This is a genomic window from Paenarthrobacter sp. 2TAF44 (assembly GCF_052114885.1).
Lineage (GTDB): Bacteria > Actinomycetota > Actinomycetes > Actinomycetales > Micrococcaceae > Arthrobacter.
Genome location: NZ_JBFRFP010000004.1, coordinates 68,012 through 87,736, shown reverse-complemented (window position 1 = coordinate 87,736; position 19,725 = coordinate 68,012). Strand labels below are relative to the sequence as shown.

General features: G+C 61.8%; 17 protein-coding genes. 13 read left to right on the top strand and 4 right to left on the bottom strand.

Annotated elements, in window-relative coordinates; genetic code table 11:
- Positions 1 to 58: 58 nt before the first annotated feature.
- Entirely contained in the window at positions 59 to 400 is a 342-nt protein-coding gene (locus tag AB4Z15_RS05965) for a DUF5655 domain-containing protein (RefSeq protein WP_442016510.1), read from the top strand.
- An 18-nt stretch (positions 401 to 418) separates the two neighbouring features.
- Here the strand turns inward: AB4Z15_RS05965 and AB4Z15_RS05960 are convergent, their stop codons facing one another.
- A complete protein-coding gene (locus AB4Z15_RS05960; RefSeq protein WP_442016509.1) occupies positions 419 to 1,039 on the bottom strand; it encodes a DUF2510 domain-containing protein in 621 nt (206 codons plus the stop codon).
- A 103-nt stretch (positions 1,040 to 1,142) separates the two neighbouring features.
- On the opposite strand from AB4Z15_RS05960, the gene AB4Z15_RS05955 reads away from it, so the two are divergent.
- The 12 genes from AB4Z15_RS05955 (at position 1,143) to menD (ending at position 16,955) form a co-directional block, all read left to right on the top strand.
- On the top strand, positions 1,143 to 1,751 hold the full coding sequence (locus AB4Z15_RS05955; protein WP_442016508.1) for a hypothetical protein: 609 nt from the start codon (positions 1,143 to 1,145) through the stop codon (positions 1,749 to 1,751).
- A 102-nt stretch (positions 1,752 to 1,853) separates the two neighbouring features.
- Positions 1,854 to 2,936, top strand: coding sequence for a LacI family DNA-binding transcriptional regulator (locus tag AB4Z15_RS05950; RefSeq protein WP_442016507.1), 1,083 nt, complete (start codon positions 1,854 to 1,856; stop codon positions 2,934 to 2,936).
- 163 nt (positions 2,937 to 3,099) lie between these two features.
- On the top strand, positions 3,100 to 4,398 hold the full coding sequence (locus tag AB4Z15_RS05945) for a sugar ABC transporter substrate-binding protein (protein ID WP_442016506.1): 1,299 nt from the start codon (positions 3,100 to 3,102) through the stop codon (positions 4,396 to 4,398).
- Positions 4,399 to 4,400: 2 nt separating this feature from the next.
- Complete coding sequence (locus AB4Z15_RS05940; RefSeq protein ID WP_442016505.1) at positions 4,401 to 5,360, top strand: carbohydrate ABC transporter permease; 960 nt, start codon at positions 4,401 to 4,403, stop codon at positions 5,358 to 5,360.
- A 12-nt stretch (positions 5,361 to 5,372) separates the two neighbouring features.
- Positions 5,373 to 6,269 carry a carbohydrate ABC transporter permease gene (locus tag AB4Z15_RS05935; protein WP_442016504.1) on the top strand — a complete coding sequence of 299 codons (897 nt, stop codon included), beginning with the start codon at positions 5,373 to 5,375 and terminating at the stop codon, positions 6,267 to 6,269.
- Between the two features lie 49 nt (positions 6,270 to 6,318).
- A complete protein-coding gene (locus AB4Z15_RS05930; protein WP_442016503.1) occupies positions 6,319 to 8,301 on the top strand; it encodes a discoidin domain-containing protein in 1,983 nt (660 codons plus the stop codon).
- A 77-nt stretch (positions 8,302 to 8,378) separates the two neighbouring features.
- On the top strand, positions 8,379 to 9,131 hold the full coding sequence (locus tag AB4Z15_RS05925; protein ID WP_442016502.1) for a sugar phosphate isomerase/epimerase family protein: 753 nt from the start codon (positions 8,379 to 8,381) through the stop codon (positions 9,129 to 9,131).
- Complete coding sequence (locus tag AB4Z15_RS05920; protein ID WP_442016501.1) at positions 9,128 to 10,249, top strand: Gfo/Idh/MocA family protein; 1,122 nt, start codon at positions 9,128 to 9,130, stop codon at positions 10,247 to 10,249. The genes AB4Z15_RS05925 and AB4Z15_RS05920 overlap by 4 nt, the downstream gene beginning before the upstream one ends.
- Positions 10,250 to 10,315: 66 nt before the next feature.
- The gene (locus tag AB4Z15_RS05915) at positions 10,316 to 11,425 is read left to right on the top strand and encodes a Gfo/Idh/MocA family protein (RefSeq protein ID WP_442016662.1); all 1,110 of its coding nucleotides are present in this window, start codon (positions 10,316 to 10,318) and stop codon (positions 11,423 to 11,425) included.
- Between the two features lie 48 nt (positions 11,426 to 11,473).
- Entirely contained in the window at positions 11,474 to 12,502 is a 1,029-nt protein-coding gene (locus AB4Z15_RS05910) for an o-succinylbenzoate synthase (protein WP_442016500.1), read from the top strand.
- Positions 12,503 to 12,578: 76 nt separating this feature from the next.
- Entirely contained in the window at positions 12,579 to 14,669 is a 2,091-nt protein-coding gene (locus AB4Z15_RS05905; RefSeq protein ID WP_442016499.1) for a PhoX family protein, read from the top strand.
- A gap of 573 nt (positions 14,670 to 15,242) precedes the next feature.
- The gene (gene menD, locus AB4Z15_RS05900; RefSeq protein WP_442016498.1) at positions 15,243 to 16,955 is read left to right on the top strand and encodes a 2-succinyl-5-enolpyruvyl-6-hydroxy-3-cyclohexene-1-carboxylic-acid synthase; all 1,713 of its coding nucleotides are present in this window, start codon (positions 15,243 to 15,245) and stop codon (positions 16,953 to 16,955) included.
- A 133-nt stretch (positions 16,956 to 17,088) separates the two neighbouring features.
- Here menD and AB4Z15_RS05895 read toward each other — a convergent pair whose 3' ends face one another.
- The 3 genes from AB4Z15_RS05895 to AB4Z15_RS05885 all read right to left on the bottom strand — a co-directional run bounded on the left by AB4Z15_RS05895 (position 17,089) and on the right by AB4Z15_RS05885 (position 19,593).
- Positions 17,089 to 17,883 carry an amino acid ABC transporter ATP-binding protein gene (locus AB4Z15_RS05895; protein WP_442016497.1) on the bottom strand — a complete coding sequence of 265 codons (795 nt, stop codon included), beginning with the start codon at positions 17,881 to 17,883 and terminating at the stop codon, positions 17,089 to 17,091.
- A gap of 11 nt (positions 17,884 to 17,894) precedes the next feature.
- The gene (locus AB4Z15_RS05890) at positions 17,895 to 18,686 is read right to left on the bottom strand and encodes an amino acid ABC transporter permease (RefSeq protein WP_223934202.1); all 792 of its coding nucleotides are present in this window, start codon (positions 18,684 to 18,686) and stop codon (positions 17,895 to 17,897) included.
- Between the two features lie 103 nt (positions 18,687 to 18,789).
- Positions 18,790 to 19,593, bottom strand: a complete 804-nt coding sequence (locus tag AB4Z15_RS05885; RefSeq protein ID WP_442016496.1) for an ABC transporter substrate-binding protein — start codon at positions 19,591 to 19,593, stop codon at positions 18,790 to 18,792.
- Positions 19,594 to 19,725 lie beyond the last annotated feature (132 nt).

The following is a 19,725-nucleotide window of genomic DNA, read 5'->3' as shown; positions in this document are numbered from 1 at the left end:
AACGCGTGTGAGGACTGGTGCCGTCCCGGTTCAGGGAAGCGACACTTATGCTGGCAGCATGGCACGCACCGCTAAAGAGCGCATTGAAACCGACCCTGCTTCATCCGGCATTTTCCAAGCCCTTTTGGGTTCACTCTCCGGGTTGGAAGGCTGGGAATTACAAGAGAACGCCTCATCCTTCCACGTCACACATGGGCGCGCGTTTCTGGGGATCCATCCTCGTCGTGGCGGCATTCTGGTCAACATAGTTCTCGAGAGCGAGATCGAGTCAGACCGTGTTCACCGGGCTGAGCGCGTATCCAGTAACCGGTGGCACAACGAGGTCATATTGAAGGACGTCACTGAAATCGACGCAGAGTTCCTGAGCTGGGTTCGTGCGGCGTATGCGCTCACTGCCTAAGTCGTTGTTGCCAGGACATCAGGCGTTTATCGAGTAACCGAACTGGGAGTACAGCGATTGCATCATGTTGGCCATCTTGAAGCCGGCCACGATGAGGGACAACACCACCATGCCAATGAGCCCCCACACCGGCCCCATCCCACGGCCGGGAGCCACCTTCCGGACAATCACTGTGCGGCCGATGACGTACACGGCGGGGCTCAGGAAGCACCATGCCCAGTGGAAGGGACGGACGACGCCGGAACGCGCCAGCCGCCGATAGTCCAAGTAAGCCATCAGGACAGATACGCCATAAACAACGAGCCCTGACGCTTGGAGCAGGAAGTAGCCCGGCGTGTACATCGACATCGGGTCGAGGGTGGTGACGCCCTGCCTGGTGGTGATGGTTCGGAATTCGGGCTGCCAGGTAAGCACCAGCAGGAGCGACACCAGCGGCAGCAGCACCAAGGCCCAAATGAAGGGGTTGAGCACAGGCGTTTGGTTGCTGATCAGGACCCGCTGGAGCGGCATGAACTGCTGGCTGGCTGGTGCCAAATGCGGTGTCCACTGAAAACCGTCCCACCAGCGCATCTGCTGCGGGAAGGAAGGATCCGGGTACCAGCCGGCGGGCGTCGTGGAGCCGTTGGGTGCGTGCGTCATAATTCCCCTGAATTGAGTCGTGAATCAGAGGATAGCGCGGTTCCACGATTCCGTTCGGATGGCAACCCTGCCTTTAGCTGTCGTGGCGGTGTAAGCATGGAACATGACGTTCTTCGACGATCTTCCAGAGCCACCCCAACGTCCGCGCCAACCCCAGCCGCTCCGCCCCGGGTGGTCTGGTCCGCCGTCGGACGAGCTGCCTGGCGTGGTTCACATCGGGGAGTTCGTTCACAACAGCCGGCAGATGGTGATGGCCTTGAAACTGGTGGAGGTGTATTCCACGGGATGTGTTCTGGACCTCGTGTGGTCGGTTCGCCGTGGCGACGAGTCGGACAGGGAGTGGCGGGACGTCATGGATCGGTCCTTTAACCATCCGCGTTCAAGCCTCGATATCGGAACAGGTTTACAGGTCGGTGTCGCTTTCCCCGATGGTCGCAAGGCAGTAGCAGCCGTCCACGGGACGTCGATGTACGAAGGGACGGACGACGTCACCGGTCCCGTGCTGACTACGCTGGGTGGCGGTGGCGGTAGCAGTAATGATGAGGTCGTTCAGTCCACGGCGCACTACTGGTTGTGGCCCTTGCCGCTCGACGGCGATACGCAACTGGTGGCTCGGTGGGATGAGCTGGGTATGCCGGAAAGTTCCCTTACCTTGTCCGGTGAGCAGTTGAGCGATGCACTGGGCAAGATACGGAAATACTGGACGGAGTAAGAGTCGAGGGATCTGCGACCGACATGCCACGTGGTGTTGACGAGATCCGCTTCCGCTTTCGCCTCTATTGTTAAGCGCATAGTCTGCGTATCTAGGGGAGTGGTGGCAGTGGTCAAAGGACCCACAGTTTACGACGTTGCGGAACGGGCGGGGGTTTCGATTGCCACGGTGTCGTTTGCTTTCAGCCAGCCTCACAGGGTCAAGGATTCGACGAGGAATTCTGTCCTGGATGCTGCTCGGGCTCTCGGGTATGTGCCCAGCGCCAGCGCCCGCGGCCTTGCCAAGGGTCGAACGGGTGCCCTTGGGCTCTTTGCGTTCGACTTCCTCAATTTCCTGCCCGATGCCGAGGGTATGAAGAAGGACCGCGCCGCTGCTGTGGTGGCGCCTAATGATAATTGCCGCTTGTTTCCTGTCTGGGTTGACGAAGTCCAACGAGGCGTCCAGCTGGAGAGTTTTAGCCGGGGCTATGCACTGATGATCGGCGGCGGCAACAAGGCCAGCAGCGAGCGGGCGGTGACTGACATTGCGGGGCGCGTGGACGGCCTGATCATTTTTCCGCGCACCATACCCGCAGAAATGACACGACGCATTTCAGCCCGCATTCCCGTTCTTGAACTCTCTGAACCATCACACGATGACGGGCTTCACCGTGTGACGGTGGACAACTCTTCGGGCGTGCGGCAGCTGATGGAACACCTGCTGGGAGTTCACGGGTTCCGGAGGTTGATGTTCGTCAGCATCCCCAACGTAGAGACGGAGGCACGGTACGAGGCTTTTAGCGCTGCCATGGATGCCCACGGCTTGGATGTTCTCCCCGTGTTGGAAAGCAGGCCCGGAGCCAGTGCTGTGACTGCCGAGTTGATCGCGGACCTCCGGAGCTCCGGTTCCCTTCCCGAGGCTTTCGTGTGCGCCAACGATGAAGAAGCATTGGTGGTCATGGAGACACTTAAGGCTGCCGGCGTCGCCGTGCCGGCTGAGGTTGCTGTAACAGGTTTTGACGGTGTCGTCGCCGGGCGCCTGGTCAGCCCTACCTTGACTACGGTCCGCCAGCCCATGGAACTGATGGGCCGCACAGCAGTGGAGATCCTGGTGGATGCCATCTCCAGGCCCGATTCCCCACTGGTCGAGAGGCAGCTGCCGGTGCATCTCGTGGTTCGCGAAAGCTGCGGCTGCCCGAAAACGTAATCCCGCACGGAGTTTCTTCCGAAACTGTTGTCAAAGTCACAGTAATGCGCTTAGATTGAGTACATCCACCGATCTAAGCGCATTGAATCCCTTCTTTACTGGAGTCTAAGCGCATAAATCCGGTCTACATCTGGCGCTTTCAGGCGTCCGACTGAAGGGAACAATGATGATCCAAACCACTGCGGACACGCGCGTCCGAATGAGGAAAATCGCGGTGCTTGGCCTTGTCGCCGGGCTTTTGCTGACCGGCTGCGGACGCGATAACCCGGCTTCCAGCGGCACGGAGACCGGGAAGGCAATCGCGAGCGGTGCCGCCACCGGCACGATCAATTTATGGGCGCAGGGAGGCGAAGCGAAGTTGCTGCCTGAGCTGATGAAGGATTTCGAGGCTGAGAACCCCGGAGTGAAGGTAAACGTTACGGCCATCCCCTGGGATGCGGCCCACAACAAGTACCAGACGGCAATCGCCGGTGGAACAACTCCGGATCTTGCCCAGATGGGTACCACCTGGATGACCGATTTCAGTGATGCCTTCGATCCCAAGCCGGCCGAGCTTGATACGTCCGGGTTCTTCCCCAGCTCCGTCAAATCCACGGAGGTCGGCGGCGCTACCCTGGGCGTGCCGTGGTTCGTCGACACGCGGGTCCTGTATTACCGCAAGGACTTGGCTGCACAGGCCGGCTACCCGGAATTCCCTCAGACGTGGGACGGCCTGACTGCCATGGCGAAGGCCTTGAAGTCGCAGGATGGCGTGAAGTACCCACTTCAACTGCCGGTATCCGGTGCTGATTCCTTCCAGTCCATGCTTCCGTTCCTGTGGTCCAACGGTGCACAGTTCATCAGCGCGGACAACTCAAAGTGGACGTTCGACACCCCTGAGATTGTGGACGCGCTGAAGTACTACCAGAGCTTCTTCACCGACGAGCTTGCCAACAAGAACCCGGCAACCGGGGCGGGCGCCGGCGAAGCTGCCTTTGTCAACGGCGAAGCCCCGGTAATGATCATAGGACCCTCCGGCCTCGCGCAGCTCAATGCGGCCGGCGGTCCGGGCTTTGAAGACAAGTACATGGTGGCGCCCTTCCCCAAGAAGGTCAGCGGGACATCATTCATCGGCGGATCAGACATGGTGGTCTTCAAGGACGCCAAGAACCGGGACGGTGCCTGGAAGCTTGCACAGTGGCTGGCCAAGCCGGAAGTCCAGATCAAGTGGCACAAGGCATCGGGAAGCCTCCCGGCCCTGCAAAGCGCTTGGAAGGATCCCGCATTGGCTGATGACAAGAAGCTGGCCGTTTTCGGTGAACAGTTGAAGGACACCAACTTCCCTCCCACCATCTCCACCTGGACCCAGGTTTCCGCGGCGGCCGACACGCAGCTTGAACAGATCGTAAAGGCCGGCAAGGATCCCGCAGCGGCGATGAAGGACCTCCAGGCCGCGGCCGATTCAATCGGAACCGGGAAGTAACCATGACCGCCGCAACGGCCACGGGGCAGACCGGCCGGACCCCGTCCGCTGGCCTGCCCCGGACGCCGGAATACCGTAGTCCAGCCTCCAGACGCCGCAGGAAAACACTGGTCGCCTGGCTGTTCGCCCTGCCATTCGTCCTCATATTCGGTGTCTTCATGCTGATGCCGCTGCTGTCTTCATTCGTGATGTCCTTCACGGACTTCACCAGCAAGGACGTCAGGAACCCCTTCAGCGTCGGCTTCGTCGGCCTGGACCAATTCGCTGAGTTGTTCTCCAATCAGCAGTTCCTTCACTCGCTGCTCAACACGGGCTACTTCGTCGTCGTCGGAATCCCGTTGACCATGGCGGCGGGCCTGGCCCTGGCTGTGGCACTGAACAACGGCATTACACGGTTCCGCAGCGCCTTCAGGGTGGGCTTCTACACACCGGTGGTGACCAGCATCGTCGCCATCGCCGTCGTATGGCGGTTCATCCTGCAACCGGACGGGCTACTGAACCTCGTGCTGGGCTGGGTGGGCATCGCCGGGCCGGATTGGCTGAACAGCACCGAATGGTCCATGCCTGCGATGATCCTGATGGCGGTATGGCGGAACATGGGCACCCTGATGATCATCTTCCTGGCGGGGCTGCAGAACGTCCCCACCGAGATTCTTGAAGCGGCACAAGTGGACGGCGCCAACGCCTGGCAGAGATTCGCCAGGGTAACACTCCCTATCCTGCGCCCCACCCTGCTGCTGGGCGCCGTCCTGCTCTCGGTCGGGTTCCTGCAGTTCTTTGAGGAGCCTTTCGTGATGACCAAGGGTGGTCCCTTGGACTCCACGCTCTCGGTGAGCTACTTCACCTTCAACCAGTTCGGGTTCGGTAAGTATGGACTGGCCTCTGCCGCCAGCTACGTGCTGTTCATAGCCATTGCGCTGCTGAGCCTGATCCAATTCCGTACCCTCCGCTCCAAAGACTGAAGCGAGTAGACGATGACCAATACAAAAACCGCTCCTGCAGCGCCGGCCCGCCCGGCGCCCCGCAGGGCCGTCACGACGCGCAGGCAGCAGCCCGGCATCGGGAAACAGCCGTGGGTATACGGCGGGCTGATTCTTGCCGGAGCCGCAACCATATTGCCGTTTGTTTGGATGCTGTTGGGATCCTTCAAAACCCAGGGGGAACTCCTTCGCAGACCCGTCACATGGTGGCCCCAGGACCCCACCTTGGACAACTACGTGCGCTGGTTCACCGATCTGCACATAGACCGCTTCTTCATGAACAGCCTCATCGTTGCGGTCGTCACGGTCCTGGGAAATCTTCTGTTCTGTTCAATGGTGGGCTACGCCCTGGCCAAGATGGACTTCGCGGGAAAGAAGGTCCTGTTCCTGCTGGTGATGGTGACCCTCATGGTTCCGGGCGTTGTGACCTTCGTGCCCTTGTTTGTCATGGTCAGCAAGCTGGGCTTGGTCAACACCTACCCGGCGTTGATCCTGCCTTTCCTGGTCTCACCCCTGGGCGTTTTTCTTATGCGGCAGTTCATGATGGGGATCCCGGATTCGCTGATCGAGGCGGCAAGGATCGACGGGGCCGGTGAATTGCGGACCTTCACCAGGATCGTTATGCCGCTTTGCGGACCGCCGCTGGCCACATTGGGGATCCTTACCTTCCTCGGATCATGGAATAACTTCCTCTGGCCCCTGGTCGCTGCCCAGAGCGAGGACAAGTACACGCTGCCCGTCGCGTTGTCCCTGTTCTCGACCGGTGAAAGCGCGACAGATTACGGGCTGCTGCTGGCTGGCTCGGTGCTGGTCATCGCCCCCATCGTGGTGCTTTTCATTTGCCTGCAGCGATTCTTCATCCAAGGCGTAGCCGCGACCGGCATCAAATGAGCCCTTCACAGTCCTCCCGATACCCTCACTCACATCCAAGGAAGCAGCTATGACCATCCCCGCTGAATTGTGTAGGCCAAGCCGTGAAAAGCGCGCCCCGGGCGCAATGGCCAAATTTCGACGTCGGTCAGCAGCGGCGGTTGCCGCTACCGCGATCCTGGCCGCGTCCTCCGTTGGCAGCCCAGCAGTGGCAAAGGAGGAGCCACCGCAGGCGCGCGTGTGGCTCACCTCGGTGGACCAGTCGAAGCTCCTGGACGAGCAGGCGCCGGTACCATTCGGGTCCGCTGCCTCATCACTTCCGACGATCGTGATCGATCCCGAAACGACTTACCAGACCATGGACGGCTTTGGCGCCTCCATAACAGACTCCTCGGCCGCCGTGATCTCCGGGCTCAGTCCAGCCCAGCGGGAAGCGACCATGCGCAAGCTCTTCGACCCCCAAGCCGGGATCGGCGTTAGTTTCCTCCGCCAACCCGTGGGCTCCTCGGACTTCACGGCGGCGGCTGCGCATTACACCTACGACGACGTGCCTCTGGGTGAGACCGACTTCCCCATGGACAAGTTCAGCATCAAACACGACGAGGCGCAGATCCTGCCTCTTCTGCGCCAAGCCAAAAAACTGAACCCCGCCCTCAAGATCGTCGCAACCCCATGGAGCCCTCCGGCATGGATGAAAACTGGCGAGTCTCTCAACGGCGGGACTCTCAAAGCCGGCCAGCCCTACGCCGACGCTTACGCCAAATACCTCACCAAGTTCGTTACGGCATACGCGGACGCGGGCGTACCGATCGACTATCTGACCGTGCAGAACGAACCCCAGTTCCGGAAGCCGGATGGCTATCCCGGCACGGACATGCCGGTCGCTGACGAAGCCAGGGTGATCTCTGCCCTTGGGCCCATGCTCAAACGGGAGAGCCCTGCCACCAAGATCCTCGGCTACGACCACAACTGGGCTACACACCCGGATGACGTCGCCAACACACCCGCAGGCCAGGACCCGGAAACCGACTACGCCTCCCAACTGCTGTCAAGCAAGGCATCCAAATGGATCGCCGGGACTGCCTTCCACTGCTACTACGGAGACCCCAGCGCCCAGACGGAGCTGCACAACCAGTTTCCCAACAAGGACATCTGGTTCACCGAATGCTCCGGTTCGCACGGCGTCGATGACCCGCCAGCAAAGTTCTTCCGCGACACCCTCACTTGGCACGCCCGCACTGTGACTTTGGGCGTCACGCGTAACTGGGCCAAAACCGCAGTGAACTGGAACATTGCCCTGGACGAAAATGGCGGCCCGCACTTGGGTGGATGCAATACCTGCACCGGGCTGGTCACATCACATCCAGACGGAACCGTGACGACGAACGCCGAGTATTACACCATCGGTCACCTGTCGAAGTTCGTGAAGCCCGGCGCCGTAAGGATCGCCAGTACCTCGTTTGGCACGGCAGGGTGGAACGGTCAGATCATGGACGCCGCATTCCGAAACCCCGACGGCTCCACCGCCCTCGTAGTGCACAACGAAAACGACGAACCCCGCTCGTTCGCCGTATCGGTGGGCTCCCGCTCATTCGAATACACCCTGCCTGGAGGCGCATTGGCGACCTTCACCTGGCCGGCTTCCAAGGCACTCGAGGACGACCACGCACCGGTAGACATCACAGGCGCGACGGCGACCGCGACAAGTTCTGCAACGGACGCGCCCTTGGCCATCGACGGGGACGCTTCCACCCGCTGGTCAAGTGGCCAGGCGCAGTCGGCAGGCCAGAACCTCACCATCGACCTGGGCAAGGTAAAGAAGTTCAGCCGCGTCGCGGTGGACTCCGGAGGCAACCTCGGAGACTACGCCCGCAACTGGCGCCTCGAGACCTCGACCGATGGCACGAACTGGGCCCTCAAAGCAAGTGGGGCTGGCACGGCACAGCTAACGAACATCGACATTTCAGCGACCAACGCCCGCTATATACGCATCTCTTCCACAGGCGACTCCGGCAACTGGTGGAGCATCGCTGACGTGCGCCTGTACAGCTGAATTTCAGGGACCACCCTCACCGCGCTTGGTGGCAAGAGATCCCCTCTTGCCACCAAGCCCAACCTCCAAGGAAAGAAATGCCATATTCAATTCAGCTGTTCACCCTTCGCAAGGCGATGGAGGATGATCTCCCGGGTTCCATCCGCAGGGTCGCTGAGATCGGCTTCACCCAAGTGGAGCCCTACGACTTCGTGGACACAGCCAAGGAGCTCGGTGCTGCACTGGCCGAGCACGGCTTGTCGGCGCCTTCTGGCCATGCACCGCTGATGAGTCAGGATCAGGACAAAATCTTTGCGGCTGCGAAGGAACTGGGCATCACTACGGTGATCGACCCTTTCCTGCCGGCAGAGCATTGGCAAAAGGCCGAGGACATCCAGGCCACGGCTGAAAAGCTCAATGCCGCGGCGAAGAAGGGCGCCGCGTATGGAATTCGGGTGGGGTATCACAACCACGAGTGGGAACTGGAGTCGGTGATAGAGGGCAAGCCGGCGCTTGAGTATTTCGCCCGGCTGCTGGATCCGGAGGTTGTTCTGGAGGTGGATGTTTACTGGGCGGCCGTGGGAGGCCAGGATCCCGAAGCCCTCCTCCGGCGGCTCGGTGAGCGGGTGAAGTTCATCCATATCAAGGACGGCCCGATAACTGCCGACACCAAAGCACAGCAACCCGCTGGCCAGGGCCGGATCGCTGTCCTGGACGTCATTGCGGCAGCCAAGTCCCTCGAAGTGGGCGTCGTTGAGTTCGACGACTACGCAGGGGACATCTTCGAAGGCATCAGCCAGAGCTTGAGGTATCTGGAGAATGCAGCAGTAAACGCAGGAGAGCCGGCATGAACGGCCTAATCGCCACCGGCAACGGGCCGGTCGGGGTCGCCGTCATCGGCGCCGGCAACATCAGCAAACAGTACCTGGACAACCTCACAGGCTTCCCTGACCTGAAAGTCCACATCATTGCGGACCTGTTCGAGGATGCGGCCAAATCGCGGGCCACGGAGTACGGCATCCCCGAGTGGGGTGGGGTCGAAGCGGCGCTGAACCATCCCGACGTCGAAATCGTAGTGAACCTGACCATCCCGGCCGCGCATGTGGAAGTTGCGACTGCTGCGGTCCTGGCCGGAAAACACGTCTGGACCGAAAAGCCGTTTTCGTTGGACCGGGAATCTGGGCTTGGCCTGCTGAAGGCAGCCGACGCAGCAGGTATTCGTCTGGGTTGCGCGCCCGATACGTTCCTGGGCGCCGGGCTGCAGACGGCGCGGCGGGTTATTGAGCGCGGGGATATCGGAACGCCCCTCACGGCCATGACCACTTTCCAGACACCTGGCCCGGAATCCTGGCACCCCAACCCTGGCTTCCTGTTCCAGTACGGCGCCGGACCGCTGTTCGACATGGGCCCTTACTATCTCACCGCCCTCGTTCAGACCTTCGGGTCTGTCCGGCGAGTTGCTGCCCTCGGCTCAAAAGCCAAGGAGATGCGCGTGATCGGGTCCGGACCAAGGGCAGGGGAGGAGTTCGCCGTCGACGTACCCACGCACGTCTTCGCCATGGCCCAGTTCGACAACGGTGCGTCCTCCCACAGCGTCTTCAGCTTCGAATCACCACGTGAGCGGATGGGATTCGTGGAGATCACAGGGACGGAGGCCACCATTTCCCTTCCTGATCCCAACGAATTCGACGGTGACGTCCGTATCTGGAAGGCCGGGGACGAGGACTGGACCACGATTCCGGCTACCGGCCCTTCAGATGGCCGCGGTTTGGGAGTGCTGGACATGGCCCGTTCCATCCGCTCAGGCGTCCCACACCGGGCCACCGGGAACCTCGCCTACCACGTCCTGGACGCGATGGTCTCCATCAACGAATCAATCGAATCCGGCGCTTTCATCGACGTCGAAAGCTTTGCACCAGCCTCCGTTGCCCTCCCGGAGGACTGGGACCCGTCGGCCCAAACACTGTAGGAGACCGCCTTGAAATCCCCGAAACCAAGCTTCGAGCGGGAACAGAACCGTCCCTTGGGCGTGGCCATGATTGGTTACGCCTTCATGGGCAAGGTCCATTCAAATGCATGGCGGAACGTAGCAAGCTTTTTCGACGTCCCGGCCTTTGAGCAGAAGGTCCTGGTTGGCCGCGACGCCTCCCTGGTAGCCGAGGCCGCCGCCAAGTACGGTTGGACTGAGTCCGCCACCGACTGGCGGTCCGTCATTGAACGCGACGACATCCACATCGTCGATATCTGCGCCCCTGGCTGGATGCACGCTGAAATCGCCATCGCCGCACTGGAAGCCGGCAAGCATGTCCTCGTGGAGAAACCCCTGGCCAATACCTTGGCTGAAGCCGAAGCCATGACCGCAGCCGCCGGTATCGCTCGGGGAAAGGGCGTGCAGTCCATGATCGGGTTCAACTACCGTCGCGTTCCGGCCTTGGCGTTGGCCCGCGAACTGATCGCCGAGGGACGATTGGGTACAGTCCGTCACGTCCGCGCCGCATACCTCCAGGATTGGCTCGCCGACGCTAAATCACCCATGACCTGGCGTTTGCGGAAGGAAATGGCTGGTTCCGGGGCTTTGGGTGACATCGCCTCCCACGCAATCGACCAGGTGCTGTTCCTCACCGGTCAAACCATCACGGAGGTCACTGGCACGTTGCGGACCTTTGTCGCCGCGCGCCCCGGTCCCGACGGAATGGAGGAGGTGACGGTGGACGACGCTGTCTGGGCAACCCTTGGCCTCACAGGAAACGTCGGCGCCTCGATCGAAGCATCCCGGGTTGCCACAGGCAGGAAGAACAGCCTTCGAATCGAAGTTTTCGGCTCATCCGGATCATTGACCTTTGATCTCGAGAACCTGAACGAGCTCGGTTTCCTGGACGCGACCTCTCCCATCAGAGAGCAAGGCTTCCGACGGATCCTCGTCAACGAACCCGAACATCCCTACATGGGTGCGTGGTGGCCCCAAGGCCACATCATCGGCTGGGAACACACTTTTACCCACCAAATCCGGGACTTCCTCCTTGCCATTCGGGACGGAAACCAGCCCTCGCCATCATTCGAAGAGGGCCTCAACGTCCAGCACATCCTCGCTGCCGTGGAAGAGTCCGCGGCCGCCAAAAGCTCCCTGATCCAGTTGTCCACATAGCCCAATTGACGTGCCTTAGGCGTGAGGAGCCGCCGGTACAGTGGCAATATGCCCGCTCGCCTTCCTGATGTGCCGCCGCTCGAAGAACTCCTCGATAATGCCCACGTTGTTTCACTGCCCATGCGCGTGAAGTTCCGCGGCATCATGGAGCGGGAAACACTTCTCTTGAAAGGGCCTCTGGGTTGGGGTGAATTCTGCCCCTTTCCGGAATACGACGACGACGAATCCTCGCGTTGGCTCTCTGCCGCCTTGGAAGCAGGCTGGACTGGGTTCCCTCCAGTTCTTCGGGAGAGCATTCCCGTGAACGCCACCGTTCCCGCAGTCCCTGCGGAGCGTGTGCCGGAAGTACTTGCTCGGTTCGGCCGAGTGGATGCCGTCAAGATCAAAGTTGCTGAGCGTGGGCAATCTCTTGCCGACGACCTCGCAAGGGTCACCGCCGTGCGCGACGCCCTTCCCGACGCAGCCATCCGCGTCGATGCGAACGGGGGTTGGGATGTTGATCAGGCTGTAGAGGCATTGGGCAAACTGTCAGTTGTCGCACTTGAATATGCAGAGCAACCCGTGCCGGACATTGAGGGTCTGGCTGAGGTGCGCCGTCGCCTTGCCGCCGCGGGAACACCCGTCCTGATAGCCGCCGATGAAAGCGTCCGGAAAGAGGCCGACCCCCTTCGCGTTGCCAGGGCGGGGGCTGCAGACCTGATCGTCGTCAAGGTAGCGCCGCTCGGGGGAGTGGCACGCGCCCTGGACATCGTCGCCCAGGCCGGCCTTCCCGCCGTCGTCAGCTCCGCCCTGGATACCTCCATCGGAATCCGCGGCGGTCTGGCGCTCGCAGCCGCGCTGCCCTCGCTGCCATACGCCTGCGGGCTTGGCACCGTTTCGCTCTTCGCCTCGGACATCACACTGGATCCCTTGGTAGCCGACGACGGCGCCATCCGCCTTCGCGAGGCCGTCGCCGATCCTGGGCTGCTGGAGCACTATGCGGCTCCGGGGGAACGTCGGGACTGGTGGTTAGAGAGGCTCAGACGCGTACATTCGGCGCTCGCGTCCTCCCAAGAAGACCTGTTCACCGAAACTTAACCAGAGAGTCCTCTCGGATTCCGATTGCGCTGAAAGGCTCAGCGGGAACCTCGTACATTCTCTGGAAGGTCCCCTCATGTCTGATACCACTGGACGCACATTCCCACTGCTGCCCATGTTCGGCCACACCAAAGGCAAGCGCAGCGCGGTCACGTGCGCTCTCAAGTGCGACAACGCCTGTGCCGGCGATGTTTGCAACACCAGCTCCAACGGCTACTTCCGCGACATCGCCTCAACGGCCATGAGCCGCCGCGCCGCCCTGGGGCTTGGCGCCGCCGGTGCGCTCGCCGTCGTTCTTGGTAGTGCAGTGACTGGTGCCGACTCTGCGGTTGCCGATGCCGGCAACGGTTTGTCGGACGCAGCCAAGAAGGGCTTCGGGAAGTCCAAGCTCCAGTTCACGGCAATCAAGCCTGTTGACGCCGCTGTTGACGCTTTCACAGTTCCAGAGGGGTTCGACTGGAAGCCGATCATCCGCTGGGGTGACCCCCTTTTCGCCGATTCGCCGGCCTTCAACCTCAACGCGCAGACGGCTGCTGGCCAAGCACGCCAATTCGGCTACAACAACGACTACACGGACATCGTCCCGGTTCCCGGGTCCAAGGACCGCCGAGCCGTCTTGTTCACGAATCATGAATACACCAACGAGAACATCATGCTGCCGGCAGGTTTTGACGCCGCTGAAACCCGTGCCATTGGTCGAGCCGGTCACGGCCTGACGGTGGTGGAGTTGGAGCGCAAGAACAAGAACCAGCCCTGGAGCTACGTTCAGGGTGCACCCCTGAATCGGCGCTTCCTCACGGACACCGTCTATGAGCTGACCGGCGCTGCTGCAGGCACCAACCTGGTCAAGACAATCGATGACCCGGAGGGCCGCTGGATCAAGGGAACCTTGGGCAACTGCTCCGGCGGAACCACTCCGTGGGGAACCATCCTTTCCGGCGAAGAGAACTTCAACGGCTATTTTGCCGCCCCCGGCACCAGCGACAGCGACAAGCGCTACGGCATTTCTGCGAAGCCGACCACGCGTCAATGGGAACTGGACGAGCACCGCTTCGACACGCGCAACGCCGGCTACGCCAACGAGACCAACCGCTTCGGCTGGATCGTGGAAGTTGACCCGTTCGACCCCACCTCCACTCCGAAGAAGCACTCCGCCATGGGCCGCTTCAAGCATGAAGGCGCCAACGTGATTGTGGCTCCGTCGGGCCAGGTTGTGGCGTACATGGGTGACGACGAGCGCTTCGATTACCTCTACAAGTTCGTGTCCAAGGGCAAATACCAGCCCGGCGACTCAGCGGATGCCCGCAAGAACAACATGAGCCTGCTCTCCGAAGGTGACCTGTACGTTGCCCGCTTCACCGGTGACTCCCCGGCGGCAGAAATTGATGGCACTGGCAAGGTTCCTGCCGACGGCGCCTTCGATGGCACCGGCGAGTGGCTGCCCCTCGTAGTGGGTGGTGTCTCGGCGGTTCCCGGAATGTCTGTTGCTGAAGTCCTTGTCTACACCCGCCTTGCCGCTGACAAAGTGGGCCCAACCAAGATGGACCGCTGCGAAGACGTCCAGCCCAACCTGCTCACCGGCAAGGTTTACGTGGCCTGCACCAACAACTCGGACCGCGGCAAGGCCGGCAAGGAAGGCGCCACCGAGGTCAACCCCCGAACGCTGAACCGTGACGGCCACATCGTGGAAATCACTGAGGGCCCGGATCAGACTGGCACCAAGTTCAACTGGACCCTGCTGCTCGTGGCTGGCGACCCTGCCAAGAACACGTCCACGTACTTCTCCGGATTCCCGGCGAACAAGGTTTCCCCGATCTCCTGCCCGGACAACGTGGCCTTCGACTCCGTAGGCAACCTCTGGATCTCCACCGACGGTGCACCGTCCACCATCGGCTACGCAGACGGGCTGTTCAAGGTCACCCTCGAAGGCCCCGAACGCGGAAAGGTGGAGCAGTTCCTCGCAGTCCCGCGCGAAGCCGAGACCTGTGGCCCGATCGTCCACGACGAGGAGCGCAGCGTTTTCGTAGCGGTCCAGCACCCGGGCGAGGAAGGCACGTTCGCGGACCAGCACTCGTTCTTCCCAGATTACGTGGACGCTGGAGCCGCGCCTGCCGCCGGTACGGTGCGGGCGCCACGGCCGTCGATCGTCCAGGTTTTCCGCAAGTAACGTAGCCGACGAAGCGCTCCCTCGCCCGGGTCGACGGGTGGGGGAGCGCTTCTGTCTTCCCGATGCTCTCTCACATCCTGCGGCTTTTGGGCGGTTGTTCTTTCACTTCCTGCGGCTTTTGGACGGTTGTTCTTTCACTTCCTGCGGCTTTTCGGACGGATGTTCTTTCACTTCCTGCGGCTTTTGGGCGATCGTTCTTTCACTTCCCGCGGACTTTCGGGGATCGCTCTGTCACTTCCTGCGGCGTTTGGGCGATCGTTCTATCATTTCCTGCGGCCTTTAGGCGGTTGTTCTTTCACTTCCGACGGGCTCGGGCCGGTCCTTTTAGTGGCCCACGATGTGCGAGAGGATCCCGTGGAAGCCGGTTGGATGTGCGAGAGCATCCGGTGGAGGCCGGTTGGATGTGGAAGAGCATCGTGTGGGAGCCGGTTGGATGTGCGACAAGATCCGGTGGAAGGCGGTGGGATGTGCGAGAGCATCCGGTGGAAGCCGGTTGGATGTGCGAGAGGATCCCGTGGAAGGCCGTTGGATGTGGGAGAAGGATTGGGGGCGGGTGGACGCCAATAGACTGGAATGGTGACTTCCCAGGACTCTCTGACATCCATCGCCGCCGCCAGAATCGCCGTTACGGCATTGCTCGACGGTGGTGTGCGGCACGTGGTGGTGGCGCCGGGTTCGCGTTCTGCACCCATGGCCTACGCCCTCGCCGAGGCAGAAGCGGCGGGCAAAGTTCTCCTCCATGTCAGGATCGACGAACGGGATGCAGGGTTCACGGCATTGGGTCTCGCCCTCGCAACCGAAGCGCCCGCCGCCGTCCTGACAACCTCGGGGACCGCCGTCGGGAATCTGCTGCCCGCCGTGATGGAGGCCAACCACTCAGCTGTGCCGCTGGTGGTCGTCTCCGCGGACAGGCCCGAGGAGCTTCACGGTACCGGCGCGAACCAGACCACAACCCAACTGGACTTGTTTGGCGATCACGTTCGCTTCGCCGTCGACGTCGCCGCGGGGGACAGCCCTCAACGGGCAGTTGCCACTGCGCTGTATGCCGCCACCGGTGCCCTCGAGGACACGCCGCCGGGCCCGGTGCAGGTGAATCTCGCCTTCCGCGACCCGTTGGTTCCAAGCGCGGGCGATGCCCTTCCCACTGCGGCTGGTCACAGCGTGTTCCATTACGACGCCGGTCCCCAGGCACTGGATCTCCCAGCGGCTTCGAACGCGCTCGCCGAGCGACGCACCGTGGTTCTCGCAGGCCATGATGCCGGTCCCGTGGCCGAGGCCTTCGCACGCGCGCACGGCCTTCCTTTGCTTGCCGAACCTTCATCCAACGCGCGTTTCGGCCCCAATGCCGTGGGCCCATACCGGGTTCTGCTGGAGCACTTCGGCCCGGACTCGGCTACACCGATTGAGCGCGTGGTCCTGTTCGGCAGGGCCACCCTTTCCCGACCGGTGGCCGCGCTGTTGGCTCGTCCCACCGTCGAATCCGCCATCTACCAGCCGGTCCCCGTGGCCTGGTACGAGGCGGGCCGTCGCCGCGAGACACCCATCGAAACCCTCCCTGAGTTGGCCAGGTTTGCCGGCCAGGGCTCAGGCGATTGGCTGGATTCCTGGCTCTTGGCCGGGGCTGCCGCCCAACATGCCTTGGACGGAATATTGGCCGGGGAATCGGCTGCCAACGGTCCTTCCGTCGGAGCCACTGTCTGGGAGCACTCGCGCGGCAAATTGGTCCTCGGATCCTCCAACGGCATCCGCGACGTCGACCTCGCCGGCCAACCGCACCCCGACCCCATCGCCACCGTCTACGCCAACCGGGGCCTTGCCGGCATCGACGGCACCATCGCCACGGCCACCGGAATTGCCCTCGGCAGCGGACGCGAAACCACGCTTCTGCTGGGCGACGTCACCTTCCTCCACGACGCCGGCGGACTGCTTCTGGGCCACGGCGAACCCATTCCCGATCTTCGGATCGTGGTCCTTAACGACTCCGGCGGCGCCATCTTCAGCCTCCTCGAACACGGCGCGGTGGAGGACTCAGGGGCCTACGGCACCGCCGTCGAACGCCTCTTCAGCACCCCACACTCCGTAAACATCGCGGCACTCGCGGCCGCGTACGGCGTCGGGCATCAGGCGGTAAGCACGACGGCGGAACTCGCGGAGGCGCTCAAGTCGCCGCTGAAGGGACGCACCATTGTGGAGGTGCGCGTTGACCGGGCGGGCCTGCGGGGACTTCATGCCCGCATCAAGGAAGCAGTTTCCGGTGCCGTGGGTAAGGTCCTGACGGCGGGCTAGTAGGGTTCCCGCCGCCAGCCAAATTCATAGCGGACACAAAACGGGAGGGTGACACCTATATGTAGGTGTCACCCTCCCGTTTTCATGGCGCCAGCTGTCCAGCAAACCGCAAGAATCAGCGAGCCGAAAGGACCTAGTCCTCCACGACGTCGATGTGCGTCGGGTCCAGGACGCGACGCAGGAATTCCTTGGTTCGTGCCTGGGTCGGAGCGCTGATGACGTGTTCCGCCGGGCCCTCTTCCACGACGACGCCGGCATCCATGAAGACCACACGGTCAGCCACTTCGCGGGCAAAGCCCATCTCGTGGGTAACAACCAGCATGGTCATGCCTTCCTGGGCCAGCTTGCGCATAACGGCAAGGACATCGCCCACCGTCTCCGGGTCAAGGGCAGAGGTTGGCTCGTCGAAGAGCATCAGCTGCGGGTCCATGGACAGCGCGCGTGCAATGGCTACGCGCTGCTGCTGGCCACCGGAGAGCTGGTCCGGGAAACGGTCAGCCAAGTGTCCAAGGCCAACGCGCTCCAGGTTGCGACGCGCTACCTCGGCGGCTTCGGACTTGGACCGCTTGAGGACCTTCATCTGGGAGATGGTGCAGTTGTCCAGCACGCTGAGGTGGGGGAACAGGTTGAAGTGCTGGAACACCATGCCAACGCTTTGACGCATGCGGTTGAGGTCTACGTCGGGATCGGTTGCCTCGAACTTGCCCACGTTGATGGTGCCCGCATTCGGGTGCTCAAGCAGGTTCACGCAGCGCAGGAGAGTGGATTTTCCGGAGCCGGAAGGCCCGATCAGGCAGACAACCTGACCGGGTTTCACGGTCAGCGAGATTCCTTTGAGGACCTCGTTGCTTCCGTAGGACTTGCGCAGATCCTTGATGTTCACGCCCGCGGCCTGGACGGTCGCTGAGTTGTTGACGACGTCGTTCATGACTGTCCTGCCTATCGCTTCGTCCGCGCGGAGCGGCTTTCGAACTTCCGTGCCAGGAGGCTCAAGGGGATGGTGATGACCAGGTAGAAGGCGCCGGCCACGAGCAACGGGGTCAGCCCGGCTCCGAGGCTGGAGATGCCGTCGCGGCCAAACTTGGTCAGCTCATACTGGGACGCGGTGAGGCCCAGGACGTAGATCAGCGAGGAGTCCTTGGTGAGCAGGATGATCTCGTTGGTCAACGGCGGCAGGACGATCTTGAACGCCTGCGGAATGACGATGGAGACCATCGCGCGCCAGTGGGGCATGCCAAGTGAGCGGGCGGCTTCCATCTGTCCCTTGGGAACGGCTTGGAGGCCAGCGCGCAGGGTTTCGGCGATGTATGCGGAGGCCACCATACCGAGGGAGACCATCACCACGATGTTGACGTCCCACTGAACGCCGAAGGCCAGGGGCACGCCGTAGCCAAAGGCGATGAACACCAGCAGGGCGGGGACGCCGCGGAAGAACTCGATGTATCCGGTGGCGAGCCAGCGGTACAGCGGGAAGGAGGAGAGCTTCATCAGGGCGAGCAGCAGACCACCGGAGAGGCCCACAACGAAGGCAAGCGCCGTATAGATGAGGGTGTTCTTGAGGCCGATGAGGAAGATGTCGGGGAACATCGGGCCAATTTTGGCGAAGTTGAAGACGCTGTTTCCAACGGTCTTCCAATCCACGGCGAGGATCACTGCGGCCACGGCCACAACGAAGATCCCGGCCTGGACGTACAGACTGACTTTGGCTCGTTGACGTGCAGTCATTGCCATGGTGTTCTCACATTCGTGTTGCGCAGGTGGGGCCCCGAACGGAACTGCCTAAACAGATCGTTGCGGGGCCCGCCTGCGTGATTCTTGGGAGCCGGGGCTCGGACTACTTCTTGGTGGCTTCGCCGAACCAGGTCGTCTCGAACTTCTTCATGGAGCCGTCATCAGTGAGGCGCTTGAGCGTGGCATTGACGGCGTCCGCCATGGCGGTGTTGCCCTTCTTGATGGAGATGCCGAGCTTTTCGCCCGTTGCGTAGTCTTCGACGCGCTTGAGCTTGGAGTCGTCCTTGATGGCGTAACCCAGAACCGACTGGTTGCCGACGGCGGCGTCAATGGTGCCCGCCTTGAGGGCCTGAACCAGGAGTCCGGAGTCTTCGAACTGCTGCGCGTCGATTCCCTTGTCCTTGGCGTACTGGGCGCCGGTGGTGGCCTGCTGGACACCCACCTTCTTGCCCTTGGCGCCATCGAGGTTGCTGATGCCGGAAGACGAGGAGGCCACGAGGGTGAGGTCGTCGTCAAGGTACGGGTTGGAGAAGTCCATGACGTTCTTGCGGGTGTCCGTGATGGAGATTGAGGAGATGGAGACGTCGCAACCAGTCAGTGCGGTGCCGGTCTCGATGGCTTCGAAGGAGCTGTCCACCACGTTGAGTTCGGCCTTGAGGTCCTTGGCCAGTTCATTGGCGATGTCCATGTCGAAGCCGACGATCTTGCCGTCCTTCTGGAACTCGAAGGGCTCGTAGGGGACATCCGAGCACACCGTGAGTTTGCCGGCGTTGATGAGCTTGGGGCCCGATCCACTCGAGGCTGCCGGGGTGGAGGAGCCACCACCGCAGGCGGTCAGGGCCAGGACGCCTGCTGCGAGCACGGCGGCCATCTTGGTGCCGGACAGAACCGAACGGGAGATCTGCATGTTTTTTACCTTTTGTTGCAGTGGATGCTGAACTGAGTCGGTTTTAGTGTAGCGCCGAACCTGAGATGTGCATCACAGGAAACTAAGTTTCACTATTGGATAACTAGTTTAGCGAATATGCAAGCGCCCTCG